This window comes from Enterococcus sp. FDAARGOS_553 (assembly GCF_003812305.1).
Lineage (GTDB): Bacteria > Bacillota > Bacilli > Lactobacillales > Enterococcaceae > Enterococcus_D > Enterococcus_D gallinarum.
Genome location: NZ_CP033740.1, coordinates 2,030,001 through 2,045,215 on the forward strand (window position 1 = coordinate 2,030,001; position 15,215 = coordinate 2,045,215).

The following is a 15,215-nucleotide window of genomic DNA, read 5'->3' on the forward strand; positions in this document are numbered from 1 at the left end:
AATGAAGCATCAACGTAAGGAATACGGGCTCTTTGTCAATAAGGACTGATGGGTTGTACAAAATCAAATCTGGGTCAGAATGAACCTCATTCTGGCTCAGATTTTTTGTTATCTTACTTTGATTAATTGATTGATCAAAAAGATTCTAATTCTCATGTTCTCAAATGATTTAAATCCGTAGGATACTCGTTTCATTGTCTTTATATGGGTATTCTTCGCTTCTATTTTTCCATTGGTGTAAGGATAGATCATCGCGTTGGTGATGCCTTCTTCATAGGTCAGAAGGTTTTGGAGCTTTTCCCGAAAGCCGTCATCTAACGTTTCGGGAAGTTCTGCCAATAAGGAGAAAAATAAGTCAGGGTCTTTGTCTCGAAAGGCTTCAACTAATTCATGAAAATAGGGATACGCCTCCTTCAGGGACGTAGAAAAGCCAAGCAATCGATCAATCATCATCGCTTCCGTAAGAAATGGGTATTTTGGTGATCGAAAACTTTTCCATGTTTTGTATTCATAATGGTTGATGTTTGCACGATTTTTTAGCAAAAAGCGCCAGTTCTTTTTCAGTTTTTCTGCCTGACTTTTCTGTCCTACTTTACGAAGTTCATTCATTTCACGGATACGCAACTCATTAAAGGCTTGATTCATGTGTTTGATAATATGAAACCGATCAATCACTACTTTCGCATTTGGCAGAATACGTTTGGTAAGCTGGAAGTAGGCGGCGTTCATGTCTGTGACTAAAAATTTTACTTCTTCAGGATTAGTGCAGCCTAAGAAATAGCTTGTTAATCGAGGCAATTTACGCGTAGGCAAGACATCAATTAATTGTCCTGTTTCGCCATCTGCGCAAATAAAGCTCATTTTATCTTCTATGGAAGCGTGCGAACGAAATTCATCAACCATCAATACTCTGGGGAGAATCCTCTTAGATTGCTTTGGTAAGTAGCTTTTAAACTCTTTCAACGTACGAATAACGGTGGTCAAAGATACCTGACAATTTTTCGCAATAAAAGATAAAGATACTTTTTCAGTCAGCAAAGAAGCAATTTTATATCTGACATGATTCGCGATTGAATGTCTGGGTTGAACAAAATAACTTTGAGCCGTCCAATGGGTTCGACAGTTTTTACAGGTATAGCGCTGCTTTTTTAAGCGCATAACCAAAGGCATGTGATTGTATTGTTCAAAGCGGACAATCGTTTCCTTCTTCCCATTTTTCACTACAATTACTTTCCCGTTTCCATCTACCACAGTAGAACCACAATTTCTACAGGTATGGGGAGCAGGTGAGAAAACAGCATCGACGATCAACGTCTTTTTCTTCTGAAAGGTCTCGTAAGAGACCTCTGTAATCATCAAATCTTTCTCTATTAATCGCAGCATTTTTTTGATAGAATCATTCATATAGCATATCGTCCTCTCAGTTGTTTATTTTGTCGTGATTTAATCATACTAGAGAACGATATGTTTTTTAATACCTAAAATAAAAATGGGGCTGAAGAATCAATTCTGATTCATCAGTCCCATAAATTATAGAGCCGGAATACGTTGATGCTTTTTTTATTTAAATGTGTGCTTTCTTAAATTTTGAAAGGATTGATCTTTATCAGCAAAAAGAAAAAGTGTTGCGAATTACTGTTTTAGAAAATTTACTAGAATGCGTATTTATTTTCACTAGCTGAGAATGAATGAAAAAAGTTGCATTAGTTACCGGTGCTGGTCAAGGTATTGGCTTTGCCATAGCTAAGCGTTTGTACAAAGACGGCTTTGACGTGGCAATGGTGGATTACAATGAAAACTCTGTAAGAGCGGCAGCGAAAGAGCTTGGTGAACATGCGATTGCTATCAAAGCAGACGTTTCGAAACGGGATGAGATTTTTTCAGCAGTTGATAAAGTAATAGATGTCTATGGTGACTTATCAGTGATTGTAAATAATGCTGGGGTAGCACCGACTACACCGATAGAGTCTATTACTCCAGAACAGTTTGAAAAAGTTTATTCCGTGAATGCCGGGGGCGTATTATGGGGAACACAAGCGGCTTCTGAAGCATTTCAAAAGTTGAATCATGGTGGAAAAATCATCAATGCTTGTTCACAGGCAGGTGTTGTGGGTAATCCTAATCTCATGTTGTACAGTAGCTCAAAGTTCGCTGTTCGTGGTATGACCCAAATCGCTGCGCGAGATTTAGCTGACTATGGTATTACTGTAAATGCTTATGCACCAGGTATTGTTAAAACACCGATGATGATGGATATTGCGCATCAAGTAGGTGCTAATGCTGGTAAAGATGATGAATGGGGGATGCAAACTTTTAGTAAAGATATCGCATTGAAACGTTTATCTGAACCCGAAGATGTTTCGGCAGTTGTTTCATTTTTAGCCAGTGATGATGCCAACTATATAACTGGACAAACAATCATTGTGGATGGCGGAATGCAGTTCCAGTAATCAATAAGTTGTTGATCTAGGATTGGGCGTTCGGATAGTCCCGCAGGTTTTCAGTTGATTGAAACTCACCAAAATAGTGGCATTTTCTTGTTCAATTGTTACTGTAAGAAAAACTAAATGATAGTAGTTATGTAATTTGCTGTTTCATGCAAATCATCGAATGAATGACCCGATTAGAATCTATCTAATCGGGTCATTCATCTGTATACGAAGGAACGATCGAAAAAGTCTGAGAATGGAGTTATCACAAAGAATAGAACAAAAGATAAAGCAATTCTTTAGCCCTTGGCAAATTTGATGATTTCAACTTCCATGGGGGCGAGGGTGAGTTCACAAACTTTTCTTTTTGATAATAATGCTGTACCTTCCGATAGAAATTGTACTTGTTGTGAATCGTTTGTATGATTAAGTAGGAATAAGAAGATATGGGTTGGTCCTTGTCGAACAGTGACAGACAACTCGCTGTTTTCTTGCAAATACCTCTCAGCAACTTTTTTTAGTTTTGCATCACTAAAAATGTCGTTCAATAAGTCGGTCAACCCTTCTTGGTCTAACTCGGTTCCTAAATAATAAGCCAGTCCTTTGCCAAACCGATGTTTAGTGATAGCTGGTGAATCTTTAAGGAAATCACTCGTGAAGGTAGCCAGTGGGGTAGCACCTTGTAAGTGGATCACTTCTTCCCACTGACGATTTTCATAAAATTTATTTTTAAAATGCACTTGTTGCTGGATTTCCGGTTTTAAAGGCTGAAATTCTTCAACTATGATCCCTAATACCTCTTTAAAAAGTCCTGGATAGCCGCCAAGATAGACTTGATCGTTTTCGTTGACGATTCCGCTGAAGAAATTTGTCAGGAATGTTCCACCATTTGCTACAAATTCTTTGACTTTATTGCCGAATTCTTCTGATGCAGAGTACAAATTATACGCAATCACAAGGGGATAGCCGTCTAGTGATTCAGATGGATGAATGAAATCAACAGCAATGTTCAACGCTCTTAGAGCGGCATATAACGCCCTCATTTGGTGAATATAGCGAATATTGGCATTCGGCTTCGCATCTAGCTCAAGGGCCCACCAATTTTCCCAATCAAATACGATAGCAATATCGGCAACAAACCGGCTGCCAACGATGCCATTCAACTGTTTTAATTCATTTCCCAGAGCAGCACATTCTCGAAAGGTGCGACTTGTGTGTGGATCACCATGAGGGACTATTGCACTATGGAATTTCTCTGCCCCTCCTTGTGATTGGCGCCATTGAAAGAACATCATGCCATCGGAGCCATGAGCAAGTGCCTCATAACTCCATAAGCGCATTTGACCGGGTTTTTTGACGCCGTTTACTTGGCGCCAGTTGACCGCACTTGGGGCTTGTTCCATGATCAAAAAAGGTTTCTTTTTTAAACTTCGCATGAGATCATTGGCTAAGAATTGGGGATAGGGCAGAGATTCAAACGGATTAGGATAGGCATTCCAGCTAACGACATCCATTTCAGAAGCCCATTTGAAGCCATCGACATATTTATGAAGACCCATCAAATTCGTCATGAATGGGATGTTTGACGAGAATGTTTGAATTGCCTTTTTCTCGATCTGATAAATTTCCAGATTCATATCAGAAATGAAGCGACGATAATCAAGCTGTTGACAAGGATTCTTAAAAGTCGGCATTTCTTCTGGTAGGAAAATCTCATCCCATTCTTGATAGGTTTGGCTCCAAAATTTTGTTGACCAAGCCGTATTCAATGCTTCAATTGTTTGGTATTTTTTTTCTAGCCAATTTTGGAAACTGGCACGACAGTTCGGGCAATAACATTCATGGATGTGACAAGTATATTCATTATTGATATGCCACATCACAACTCCCGGATGTTGGCTGTATCGTTTGGCAACAGCTTCACTGAGCCGGCGGGCATATTCCCGATAAATCGGTGAGGTCGGACAATAGTGCTGGCGAGAACCATGTACCAACCGATTGCCATGAATGGTCATCGGCATCATTTCAGGATATTTTTTGACTAACCATGCAGGGGGCGAAGCTGTTCCATTGGCTAAATCGATGGCAATATTGTTTTCATAAAGGAGATCCATCAGCCAATCCAAAAAAGTGAAATCAAATGTTGATTCATTTGGTTGAATGTTTACCCAACCAAAAATATTGATGCTGACATAATTGACTCCAACTTCTCTCATTAAGCGCATGTCTTCCTTTATCGTTTCTTGTGACCACTGTTCAGGATTGTAATCTGCGCCGTAATAAATTTGTTTTTGATCAACCATCTGTTAAACTTCCTTTCTCGTAGTAAGACATATTTGTTTCAATCATAACAAAAAAAGTAAAAGCTGAAAGCGTTGGCAAAAAGGTGCATGAAATAATACAAATATCTGTAAAATGTTCAAACCGATCTCAATACACGAGAACCATATTACTTGCTGTTTTTTTATTTTCAACCTACAATTAAATATAATTGATAACACTCAATTCTTAATGAAGCTGTATTATTATTAGATGTTCTTTTATATTTATGCACATCTTCAGCATTTTGAAATGAGCGAAAGGAATGGTTGGATATGTCAAAACCTATACAAATATTTTCAGAAATTGAACCGTTAAAACGGGTGATGCTCCATCGTCCTGGTGCAGAACTTGAAAACTTGATGCCGGATTATTTAGAAGACTTGTTGTTTGACGATATTCCATTTTTGGCACAAGCCCAACAAGAACATGATTTTTTTGCAAAAGTTTTAGTGGAGAATGGCTGTGAAGTGGTTTATTTAGAAGACCTGGCTGCTGAAACATTACAGCTTTCAGGATGTAAGGAAGCTTTCTTGGATGATTATTTGCAAGAGACGAAAATTCAAGATCAAGATGTATTAAATGAAGTCAGAGACTATTTTCTTTCGATTAAAGACGAACGAGCGTTTATTGATCAAACGATGGCGGGGTTAAAAAAACAGGATCTTTCCATATCGAAGACTGCAAGTTTCTCAGCAATGCGGGAAAATGATTATCCATTTATTATTGATCCGATGCCAAACCTTTATTTTACAAGAGATCCGTTTGCTATTATAGGACATAGCATTTCTCTTAACCGGATGTTTTCGGAAACTCGTCGAAGAGAAACGCTTTATGGACAGTACATTTTCAAGCACCATCCGCAGTTCGCCAAGCCATCGGTCAATTTCTTGTATGATCGAGAAGAACCTGCACGTATCGAAGGTGGGGATCAGCTTGTTTTGTCCCAGCATGTATTAGCGATCGGTATTTCTCAGCGTACAGAAGTGCACTCTATCGAAAAAATTGCTGAAAACATTTTTTCAATGGAACCGTCATTTGAACATATTTTAGCATTTGATGTTGGTTCTGAACGGAAATTTATGCATCTGGACACAGTCTTTACCATGATTGATAAAGACAAGTTTACGATTCACCCTGAAATAGAAGGTGAACTAACCTTGTTCTCTATTACAAAGCAAGGACAAGAAATCAAAGTAGTTGAAGAAAAAGATACGTTAGATCACATTTTATGCCGTTATTTGGACTTGCCGGCAGTCGAGTTGATTCGTTGTGGCGGCGACGATATCACGGCAGCTGCCAGAGAGCAATGGAACGATGGATCAAACACATTAGCCATCGCGCCTGGCGAAGTGATCGTCTATGACCGGAATACTATTACGAACCAACTTTTAGCAGAGGCCGGTATTAAATTACATCAAATTCCAGGTAGTGAATTAGTAAGGGGCCGTGGCGGTCCCCGCTGCATGAGCATGCCGTTTATTCGTACAGCTGATTGATAGAATGACTAGCTGATTTAAGTGTTTTTTTATCAGCAAAAAACAGGTGGCATCACAAATTAGAACGTTTAAAAAAGATGAGAGGAAGTCATTTTTCTTTCATCTTTTTTTTATTTGATTAAAAAACCTCCATTATAATGAAAGGGATTACTTTTCGTGAAATTGTGCAAAAAATTTAAATTTTATATGTAATGATTATAAAAAAACAGATGAAACCTTGTTATACTACAAAATATATGTTACGGTTATATTAGTGACGCGGGTAAGTGTGAGTAGATGACACTTATTAAATTTTAACACCATACGAACAGCGATCGCTTGATTCGTAATGGTTTTTTTTCGCGAAAAAAAGTAGAAAGTAGGTGAGAGAATGTCTGTAGATGCCATTCGTTTGCTGCAAGAAGCAGAAGAGTTTGCAGAACAAAAAAACACGAAAGCGGAAGCTAAAAAAAAACAACTGATCCATGAAAGTCAAACAAGAATTTCAGCATTCCAGAAAGAATTGGTACAAAAAGAACGTGAAGCACAACGAATGATTGAAGAAAAAGTTGCAACGGAATTTGAGCAATCAAAACAACCCCTTGTGGCAAAAACAAAAGAGGAAGTTGAGACATTGCGCACGATTTCAGCTGAGTTGAAAGAACAAGCATTGGCAATAATAATAAATAAGGTTGTGACATAGATGGCGATTGCAAAAATGCAAAAATTCAGCCTGTTAACCTTTTACGAACAAAAAGATGCCGTTTTACAGCAGTTACAAGACTTTCAAGGTGTCGAATTGCTTTCTTCTGAAATGTATTACGAGTCAGAGGAAACCACAGGCGTGTTAACACCCGTTCGTGATGAACAGAAACAGACTGAAGAAGTAGAAAACCAATTTGATCAAGTAAATTGGGGCCTGCAATTATTAGAGGAATATGTTCCAAAAAAAGGAATGCTGGAAAAACTTCGGCAACCAATCAAGCGCTACACACTTCACGAATTAGCGCAAGCCGCTCATACTTATCCTTGGCAAGAAGTTTGTCAAACACTTCGAAAACAAGACAAACGTTTACGATTGATCGAACAAGAAAAACGAGAGCTTTTGGCTCAAGAAGCAGAACTGAATAGATGGAAATACTTTGAAGACCGTCCTCAGATTTTGAATGAATTAAAAAAATCAGGTGGCCTATTAGGTTCGCTCCCAAATTCAGAATTTGCGGCTTTCACAAAGGGGTGCGAAAAACTGCCACTCGTTTATTTTGAAACAGTTTATCAATCACAAACGACTACATACTTATTCGTTCTTTTCCATAAAGATGTTAAAGATAAAGTAAGTTCTCTTTTAAAAAAGACTGCATTCGAGCAGTATACCTATCCCTATTCAGGTCTGCCAAAAGATGACCTGCAACATGTAAAAGAAAAATCCCACGCATTGATTGAGGAAGAAAAATCAATCAAACACTCCTTACGTGCAATGAGCGAAGAGCAGGGACAATTGCGTCTCGTAGCAGAGTATTTAGATGGCGCGATCAAACGAGCTCAGAGTAATGAAAAGTTGCTTCGTTCGGCTCATGCCGTAGCTATTTCAGGCTGGATCCCTGTTGAGCAAGCAGCAGAACTGGAGAAAAGGATCCAACAGGCCAGCAAAGATGCTTTTTATCTTGAATACCAACAAGTGAAAGAACAAGAAATCGAGGATGTTCCGATTTTGTTGAATAATTCGCGGTGGATACAACCCTTTGAAGGGTTAGTGCGGATGTATAGTTTGCCCCAGTATGATGAATTAGATCCTACACCGTTTATGGCGCCATTTTATATGGTTGCATTTGGAATGATGGTTGCAGATTTTGGCTATGGATTATTACTGTTTTTGGCAACATTCTTGGGCAAAAAATTCTTTCATTTAAGTAAAGGATTGGAACAAAATTTGACGCTGTTTCAGCTTTGTTCGATTCCCACGATTATTTGGGGCTTGATTTATGGTAATTTCTTTGGCTTTGAATTGTCATTCCAATTGTTATCAGCCCAAGAAGATGTCAATCAGATTTTGGTCTTGTCGATCATTTTCGGATATATCCAAATCATGTTTGGATTAGCTTTGAAGTTTTATGTCCTTTGGAAACGAAAAGATCAGAAGCTACAGGCTGTTTTTCAGGCTGGATCTTGGATGGTCTTTTTGATCAGTGTTGTTCTATTGGCAGCAGGAATGTTGCTGTTGCCTGATTCGCCTTTACAAACCATTGGTTTTATCATGATTATCGCTAGCTTAGGGGCAGTTGTATTTGGCGGTAGTTTAGAAGGCAAAACACTAGCTGGTAAAATCGGCTCAGGACTATATGGATTAATGGATGTTACGAATTACGTAGGGGATATGATCAGCTTCACACGACTCATGGCATTAGGAGTCGCAGGAGGCAGTATCGCATCCGCATTCAATTTGATCATCAGTTATTTACCAATAACTGCGCGTTTCACAGTCGGTATTTTGCTTTTTGTGGCGCTGCATGCATTAAATATCTTTTTAAGCTATTTAAGTGCGTATGTTCATGGTATTCGTTTACAGTATTTAGAATATTTCGGAAAATTTTTCACCGGTGGGGGACGAGCATTTGTACCTTTCAAAACCGATGAAAAATACGTAGAAGTTATCTCAGAAGAGAAAATGCAGGAGGAAAAGAATGGAAAATTGGATTAGTTTCTTTTATGAAAATGGTGGGTTGGTTTTTGCCGCATTAGGTGTAGCTACAGCGACAATTTGTGGTGGGATCGGTTCAACGATCGGGGTCGGTATGACCAGTGAAGCCGCTGCAGGATTGACTGCAGAGCAACCAGAAAAATTTGGACAGGCCTTGATCTTGGAACTGTTGTCAAGTACCCAAGGACTATACGGTTTCGTTATATCATTCATGATTTTTGGTCAAATGAGCGGAACGATCTCCCTTGATAGAGGAATGTACCTATTTATCGCTTCTTTACCTATTGCGTTGACAGCAATCGTTGCCGGAAGATGGCAAGGACGTGCTGCAAGTGCCGCTATGCAGATTTTAGCCAAGAAACCGGAGCACGTAACAAAAGGGATCATTTATGTAGCGATGATGGAAACGTATTGTATCTTAGGTTTCGTTATTTCCTTCTTGCTAGTTTTAAATTAAGAGGGGGAGAAAGATGTCTGATATTACGCGATTAACCGAAAAAATCACAGCAGATGCTGAAAAGAAGTATCAGTTGGTCCTTAATGATGCACAAGTAGAAATTGAAAAACAGGAGCGTCTCAAACGTTCTCAACTAGAAGAACAACTTTCTGATCGTTTGGCCCAATTTGAAAAAGAAAAACGGGCAGAAATGTATTTGCAGATTTCCGATATTCACATTCAGTCTCGCAATAAAGTGCTTGCCGCGAAACAATCCGTTTTGGAAGAATTGTTTAGTGAGGCACTTGAGCGCTTGAACCAAATGGAAGCCGCTGATTTTCAAGCATTCGTCACAAAAGGAGTACAAGAAGCACAGGTTTTTGGTGAAGTTGAATTGGTATTGGGAGAAAAAAGTGCGCATCTGCTGACAGAAGGTTCATTGAAAGAGATTCAACAAACGATTCCTGAATGTCGACTAACAGTTGCAAAACAAGTTTTGCCGCGAAAAGGCGGATTTTTACTGCGCCGAGGCGATATTGAGCTGAACTTTACGTTTGATGCGTTGTTGGATGCCAGCAAAGAAGAGTTGAGTCATACATTACTGCAATTGATTTTTGAACAGTAAGCGGGTGTAAAAATGGAAGATATCAAATACAACACGCTGAATACACGAATACGAACCTATGAAGCGGAATTGATCAGTCGCAGCCGTTACGAACGTATGCTTTCTGCCAACAGTGCCGAAGAAGTTTATGCTCTTTTGCGAGAAACCGTTTATGGTGATTTTATCAATGAAGAAGATCGAGTCCATGATTTTGAACAAGTATTGACCGCAGAATTAAAACGAGTATATGAAAACTTGTATCAGCTAACACCTGATCGTTCTGTGGTGGATTATTTTGCCCTTCGCTATGATTATCAAAATCTGAAGGTGTTAGTAAAAGCTAAATTCATGAAACAAGACTTTTCTGAATTTTTGGTACCGATCGGAACCATGCCTTTAAATGAATTGAAAGATTTGGTCAACACAAGAAAAAGTGCGCACGCAGAGCAGCCAATGATTGCTTGTATCGATGAAGTATTTTCCTATATCGAAAATTATCATGAGATTCAATCCGTAGATATCATTTTTGACAATCATTTTTGGGAACATCTTTGGTCAATTGGTAAGCGATATGATGATCCGTTTTTACAAGGAATCATTCAACGGCAAGTAGATATTTTTAATATTTCGACAGCACTACGTAGTTACGCCATGAAGCGTCATCGAGGCTTTATCAGCGCTGTTCTAGCAGATAATGGGACTCTCCCTGCAAAAGAGCTGTTGGAAGCAATCACGACGTCTTTGGAAGTTTTTGTCCAGTATCTGCAAAATACACCTTACAAACATTTGATCAATCACAGCTATGAAGAACTGCTTGAGAAGAAGACCCTTAATACGTTTGATCTGCGAAAAGATAACTTTTTGATGGGAAAATTGAAAGAACAAAAAATCGTGCCATTCGGTCCAGCTGCGATGATCGGTTACTTGTACGCAAAAGAAATCGAAAGTAAAAATTTACGGATTATTTTGATTGGAAAAATCAATAAAGTGCCGGAAGAGATATTAAGAAGTCGGGTGCGTGATACGTATGAATAAAAAATAGCAATGATGGGTGGCAAAAACTCAATTTTGCCCTTCAAAGGTCTAGGAATCGATATCTATCCTGTAGATGATCTTGAAGAAGCCGCACAACAGCTGCAGGAAATGGCAGAAGACTATGGGGTGATCTTCTTGACCGAGCGATTGATTGAACAGTTGGAGTCAATCATTCGACAATACGAAGAACTACCCACGCCAGCCATCATCCCCATCCCCAGCAGTACAGGGAGTCTAGGGATCGGAATGGCACGGATCCAGCAGAATGTCGAGAAAGCTGTTGGAATGAATATATTAGATTCTTAAAAGAGAAGTACGGCAACTAGGAGGAATGCATGTGGCATTTGGCACAATAGAAAAAGTATCTGGTCCCTTGGTCACGGCCTCAGGTTTATCAGGAGCTAAGATCCATGAAATCTGTAAAGTCAGTGAAAAAGGCTTGATTGGAGAAATCATCGAGATCAAGAAAGGTCTCGTGTCGATCCAAGTATATGAAGAAACAGCAGGAATTGGACCGGGCGAACCCGTTGAATCAACAGGGGCTCCGTTATCGGTTGAATTAGCCCCTGGCTTGTTGACAGAAATGTTTGATGGTATTCAACGTCCATTAGATACCTTTATGAATCAAACAGAGAGTGATTTTTTGGAACGGGGTGTGACCATTGACCCGCTAAATCGTCAAAAAAAATGGACGTTCATGCCGCAAGTAAAAGTAAGGGACAACGTACAAGCTGGAGACATTCTAGGACTTGTTCAAGAAACAACAGCCATTGAACACAAAGTGATGGTTCCGCCAGGTGTGAAAGGCACTGTAAAGGAAATCATGGTAGGTAATTATGCTATTACTGAACCGATTTGTCTTTTAGAAACGGCAGAAGGCGAACAACGCTTGACTATGATGCAAAAATGGCCTGTCCGTAAGCCTAGACCGACTGCAGAAAAGTTAAATCCGGGTGAACCATTAGTCACTGGTCAACGGGTGATCGATACCTTCTTTCCGGTAGCTAAAGGTGGATCGGCAGCTGTGCCGGGACCTTTTGGTGCAGGAAAAACCGTTGTTCAGCATCAAATCGCGAAATGGTCGGATGTCGACATCGTTGTGTATGTTGGTTGTGGCGAACGCGGCAATGAAATGAAAGATGTTATCAATGAATTTCCAGAATTGATCGATCCTCACACGGGTGAATCGATCATGGAACGAACCGTTTTGATTGCCAATACTTCAAATATGCCAGTTGCAGCTCGTGAAGCTTCGATCTATACAGGAATCACTATTGCTGAATATTATCGGGATATGGGATACAGTGTAGCGATCATGGCAGATTCGACTTCACGATGGGCCGAAGCATTACGAGAAATGAGCGGTCGTTTACAAGAAATTCCTGGAGATGAAGGATATCCAGCCGATTTAGGCAGCCGGATCGCGGAATACTATGAGCGTGCTGGTCGGTTCCGTTCGTTGGGATCGGAGCCTCGAGAGGGCAGTATTACAGCTATTGGTGCTGTTTCGCCAGCTGGAGGGGATATCTCAGAACCAGTTACTCAAAACACGTTGCGGATCGTGAAAGTTTTCTGGGCATTAGACAGTATGTTGGCACAAAAGCGGCATTTTCCTTCTATTAATTGGCTGAACTCCTATTCTTTGTATGAAGATCAAATCAATTCTTATTTAGATCAGTTGATGGGACCTCGCTGGTCGGAGATGGTCAATGAAGCAATGGCGATCTTGCAAGAAGAAAGCCGCTTAGAAGAGATCGTTCAGCTAGTGGGAATGGATTCTCTCTCACAGAAAGATCGTTTGACGATGATGACGGCTCGTTCTTTACGTCAAGATTATCTGCAGCAGAATGCTTTTGATGACGTGGACACCTATACGTCAAGAAATAAGCAATTTAAAATGCTAGAAAATATTTTATATTTTGATGAACAAGCAAAACGGGCCTTGCAGCTAGGGGCGTATCTGGATGACATAACCAAAGGTACCATCGATCTGCGAGAACGGATTGCCCGCAGTAAATATATTCCTGAAGAAGAACTAACACGTTTAGATGCAATCAAACAGGACACGAAAGCATTATTACAAAAAATCGTAGAGACTGGAGGAATTCATTAATGCTAAAAGAATATCGAACAGTCTCGGAAATCGCTGGTCCTTTGATGGTGGTAGAAAATGTCAAAAGCGTCAAATTTGACGAACTTGTCCAAGTGCGAATGGACAGTGGCGAGGTTCGTCAAGGGCAGGTTTTAGAAGTCAGCGATGATTATGCCGTTGTACAGATTTTTGAAGGCACTAGTAACCTGAGTGCAGAAGAGAGTAAAGCCCGCTTTTTAGGAACGGGTTTAACGCTTGGTGTATCGCCAGATATGATGGGGCGTGTCTTTGATGGACTAGGTAAGCCTAAAGATGATGGACCGCAGATCATTCCAGAAAAACGAATTGACGTCAATGGTGAAGCCATCAATCCAATGGCCAGAGATTTTCCAGATGAGTTCATTCAAACGGGGATCTCAACGATCGATCACTTGAATACGTTGGTCCGTGGTCAAAAACTGCCGATCTTTTCTGCGTCAGGATTGCCTCATAAGGAAATTGCAGCACAGATCGCCCGTCAAGCGACTGTGCCAAGTCAAGAAGGTAACTTTGCCATCGTTTTTGCGGCGATCGGCATTCCTTTCGAAGAAGCTGAATTCTTTGTAGAAGAGTTTCGCAAAACCGGTGCATTGGATCGCTCGGTATTGTTCATGAACTTAGCCAATGATCCAGCCATTGAGCGGATTGCTACACCGAAAATGGCATTAACAGCAGCCGAGTACTTAGCTTTTGAAAAAGGAATGCATGTATTAGTTATCATGACCGACATGACAAACTATTGTGAAGCGCTGCGGGAAATTTCAGCTGCTCGCCGAGAAGTTCCTGGCAGACGCGGTTACCCTGGTTATTTGTACACCAACTTAGCGACTCTTTATGAACGGGCAGGACGTTTGATGGATAAAGAAGGATCCGTCACTCAAATTCCGATCTTGACGATGCCGGATGGAGATAAGACCCACCCAATACCCGATCTAACCGGCTATATCACGGAGGGACAGATTATCCTTTCCCGTGATCTTTACAAGAGAAACATCAATCCGCCAGTGGATATTCTACCTAGTTTGTCCCGACTGAAAGATAAAGGAACCGGAGAAGGCAAGACTCGGCGGGATCATGCGGCGACGATGAACCAAATCTACGCGGCATATTCTGATGGGAAGGCTGCCAAAGAACTGTCGATCGTATTAGGGGAATCCGCACTTTCAGATATTGATAAGAAATTTGCTCGTTTTGCGGATCTTTTTGAAAAAGAATACGTAAATCAGGGATTTGATACCAACCGAACGATTGAAGAAACATTGGACATTGGCTGGAAATTGCTCGCTACATTACCGAAGCAAGAATTGAGCCGAATCAAAGAAGAATTTATTGAAGCCTATCTTCCTACTGGGGAGGATGTGAATCCTTCATGGCAATAATGAATGTCAATCCGACTCGGATGGAATTGAGTCGGCTTCGCAAACGCTTGACGACGGCAACTCGGGGGCATAAGTTATTGAAAGATAAACAAGATGAGTTGGTTCGCCAATTCATTCAGTTAGTCAAAAAAAATCAAAAATTGCGCCAACAAATGGAATCAGCGTTACAAGCTGGAATGGAAGAGTATGTTTTGGCATCTAGTAGTATTCCTGATGTGATCTTGCAAGAAGCTTTTATGATTCCTTTGAACAAAGTGACGTTAGATGTTCAAAGCCGCACGGTGATGAACATGGAGGTACCGGTACTCAATCCTGTTTATGAAGAAGAAAGTTCGGATGATGATTTTTCATATGGTTTTGTTAGTACGACAAGTGAGTTGGATCTTTCTCTGTCCCATCTGGATCAGATTTTGCCAGTCATGCTGCAATTAGCTGAAATTGAAAAAACTTGTCAGCTGATGGCAAATGAAATCGAACGGACTCGTCGGCGAGTCAATGCACTAGAATACATGACAATTCCGAAGTTGACAGAAACCATCCAATACATTGAGAGCAACTTAGCAGAGGATGAACGAGCAACATTGACACGCTTGATGAAAGTGACGGATATCATTGCCGAAAATGAAACGCGCTAGACACAATGAGAATTCACCCTTTTTTCAACTATTTTCTGTCATAAACAGTAAGATTTTTTAGTTGAGAAGTC

Annotated in this window: 13 protein-coding genes; 11 read left to right on the forward strand and 2 right to left on the reverse strand. The window is 40.3% G+C overall.

All coding sequences use genetic code 11. From position 1 onward, the window contains the following. Positions 1-108 precede the first annotated feature (108 nt). Positions 109-1,404, reverse strand: a complete 1,296-nt coding sequence (locus EGX73_RS10260) for an ISL3-like element ISEfa5 family transposase (protein ID WP_123866709.1) — start codon at positions 1,402-1,404, stop codon at positions 109-111. Positions 1,405-1,688: 284 nt separating this feature from the next. Between EGX73_RS10260 and EGX73_RS10265 the strand changes: the two genes are divergently transcribed. Further along, complete coding sequence (locus tag EGX73_RS10265; RefSeq protein WP_005472124.1) at positions 1,689-2,450, forward strand: (S)-acetoin forming diacetyl reductase; 762 nt, start codon at positions 1,689-1,691, stop codon at positions 2,448-2,450. A gap of 278 nt (positions 2,451-2,728) precedes the next feature. Here the strand turns inward: EGX73_RS10265 and EGX73_RS10270 are convergent, their stop codons facing one another. Further along, complete coding sequence (locus EGX73_RS10270; RefSeq protein WP_123866923.1) at positions 2,729-4,732, reverse strand: beta-galactosidase; 2,004 nt, start codon at positions 4,730-4,732, stop codon at positions 2,729-2,731. A 291-nt stretch (positions 4,733-5,023) separates the two neighbouring features. Between EGX73_RS10270 and arcA the strand changes: the two genes are divergently transcribed. The 10 genes from arcA (at position 5,024) to EGX73_RS10320 (ending at position 15,144) form a co-directional block, all read left to right on the forward strand. Then, positions 5,024-6,247: an arginine deiminase gene (arcA, locus tag EGX73_RS10275; RefSeq protein WP_123866924.1), complete on the forward strand. Its 1,224-nt coding sequence runs from the start codon at positions 5,024-5,026 to the stop codon at positions 6,245-6,247. Positions 6,248-6,617: 370 nt separating this feature from the next. Next, positions 6,618-6,929 (forward strand): hypothetical protein, encoded by a 312-nt coding sequence (locus EGX73_RS10280; protein ID WP_123866925.1) that lies wholly within the window; start codon positions 6,618-6,620, stop codon positions 6,927-6,929. After that, complete coding sequence (locus tag EGX73_RS10285; RefSeq protein WP_123866926.1) at positions 6,930-8,924, forward strand: V-type ATP synthase subunit I; 1,995 nt, start codon at positions 6,930-6,932, stop codon at positions 8,922-8,924. It abuts the gene before it with no gap. After that, positions 8,908-9,381 (forward strand): V-type ATP synthase subunit K, encoded by a 474-nt coding sequence (locus EGX73_RS10290; RefSeq protein WP_003126765.1) that lies wholly within the window; start codon positions 8,908-8,910, stop codon positions 9,379-9,381. The genes EGX73_RS10285 and EGX73_RS10290 overlap by 17 nt, the downstream gene beginning before the upstream one ends. A 13-nt stretch (positions 9,382-9,394) precedes the next feature. Further along, entirely contained in the window at positions 9,395-9,985 is a 591-nt protein-coding gene (locus EGX73_RS10295) for a V-type ATP synthase subunit E (RefSeq protein ID WP_005472136.1), read from the forward strand. 12 nt (positions 9,986-9,997) lie between these two features. Beyond that, positions 9,998-10,999: a V-type ATP synthase subunit C gene (locus EGX73_RS10300; RefSeq protein WP_005472138.1), complete on the forward strand. Its 1,002-nt coding sequence runs from the start codon at positions 9,998-10,000 to the stop codon at positions 10,997-10,999. Between the two features lie 9 nt (positions 11,000-11,008). Next, complete coding sequence (locus EGX73_RS10305; protein WP_123866927.1) at positions 11,009-11,305, forward strand: V-type ATP synthase subunit F; 297 nt, start codon at positions 11,009-11,011, stop codon at positions 11,303-11,305. Between the two features lie 31 nt (positions 11,306-11,336). Beyond that, complete coding sequence (locus tag EGX73_RS10310; protein WP_123866928.1) at positions 11,337-13,112, forward strand: V-type ATP synthase subunit A; 1,776 nt, start codon at positions 11,337-11,339, stop codon at positions 13,110-13,112. Then, on the forward strand, positions 13,112-14,509 hold the full coding sequence (locus EGX73_RS10315; protein ID WP_021151278.1) for a V-type ATP synthase subunit B: 1,398 nt from the start codon (positions 13,112-13,114) through the stop codon (positions 14,507-14,509). The genes EGX73_RS10310 and EGX73_RS10315 overlap by 1 nt, the downstream gene beginning before the upstream one ends. Continuing rightward, positions 14,500-15,144: a V-type ATP synthase subunit D gene (locus EGX73_RS10320; protein ID WP_029487033.1), complete on the forward strand. Its 645-nt coding sequence runs from the start codon at positions 14,500-14,502 to the stop codon at positions 15,142-15,144. Before EGX73_RS10315 ends, EGX73_RS10320 begins: the two co-directional genes overlap by 10 nt. Positions 15,145-15,215: the final 71 nt, after the last annotated feature.

What these genes read in the sequence shown, in the direction of transcription:
- EGX73_RS10260 (WP_123866709.1), bottom strand. Translation starts at nt 1,404, where the DNA reads ATGAATGATTCTATCAAAAAAATGCTGCGATTAATAGAGAAAGATTTG.
- EGX73_RS10265 (WP_005472124.1), top strand. Translation starts at nt 1,689, where the DNA reads ATGAAAAAAGTTGCATTAGTTACCGGTGCTGGTCAAGGTATTGGCTTT.
- EGX73_RS10270 (WP_123866923.1), bottom strand. Translation starts at nt 4,732, where the DNA reads ATGGTTGATCAAAAACAAATTTATTACGGCGCAGATTACAATCCTGAA.
- arcA (WP_123866924.1), top strand. Translation starts at nt 5,024, where the DNA reads ATGTCAAAACCTATACAAATATTTTCAGAAATTGAACCGTTAAAACGG.
- EGX73_RS10280 (WP_123866925.1), top strand. Translation starts at nt 6,618, where the DNA reads ATGTCTGTAGATGCCATTCGTTTGCTGCAAGAAGCAGAAGAGTTTGCA.
- EGX73_RS10285 (WP_123866926.1), top strand. Translation starts at nt 6,930, where the DNA reads ATGGCGATTGCAAAAATGCAAAAATTCAGCCTGTTAACCTTTTACGAA.
- EGX73_RS10290 (WP_003126765.1), top strand. Translation starts at nt 8,908, where the DNA reads ATGGAAAATTGGATTAGTTTCTTTTATGAAAATGGTGGGTTGGTTTTT.
- EGX73_RS10295 (WP_005472136.1), top strand. Translation starts at nt 9,395, where the DNA reads ATGTCTGATATTACGCGATTAACCGAAAAAATCACAGCAGATGCTGAA.
- EGX73_RS10300 (WP_005472138.1), top strand. Translation starts at nt 9,998, where the DNA reads ATGGAAGATATCAAATACAACACGCTGAATACACGAATACGAACCTAT.
- EGX73_RS10305 (WP_123866927.1), top strand. Translation starts at nt 11,009, where the DNA reads ATGATGGGTGGCAAAAACTCAATTTTGCCCTTCAAAGGTCTAGGAATC.
- EGX73_RS10315 (WP_021151278.1), top strand. Translation starts at nt 13,112, where the DNA reads ATGCTAAAAGAATATCGAACAGTCTCGGAAATCGCTGGTCCTTTGATG.
- EGX73_RS10320 (WP_029487033.1), top strand. Translation starts at nt 14,500, where the DNA reads ATGGCAATAATGAATGTCAATCCGACTCGGATGGAATTGAGTCGGCTT.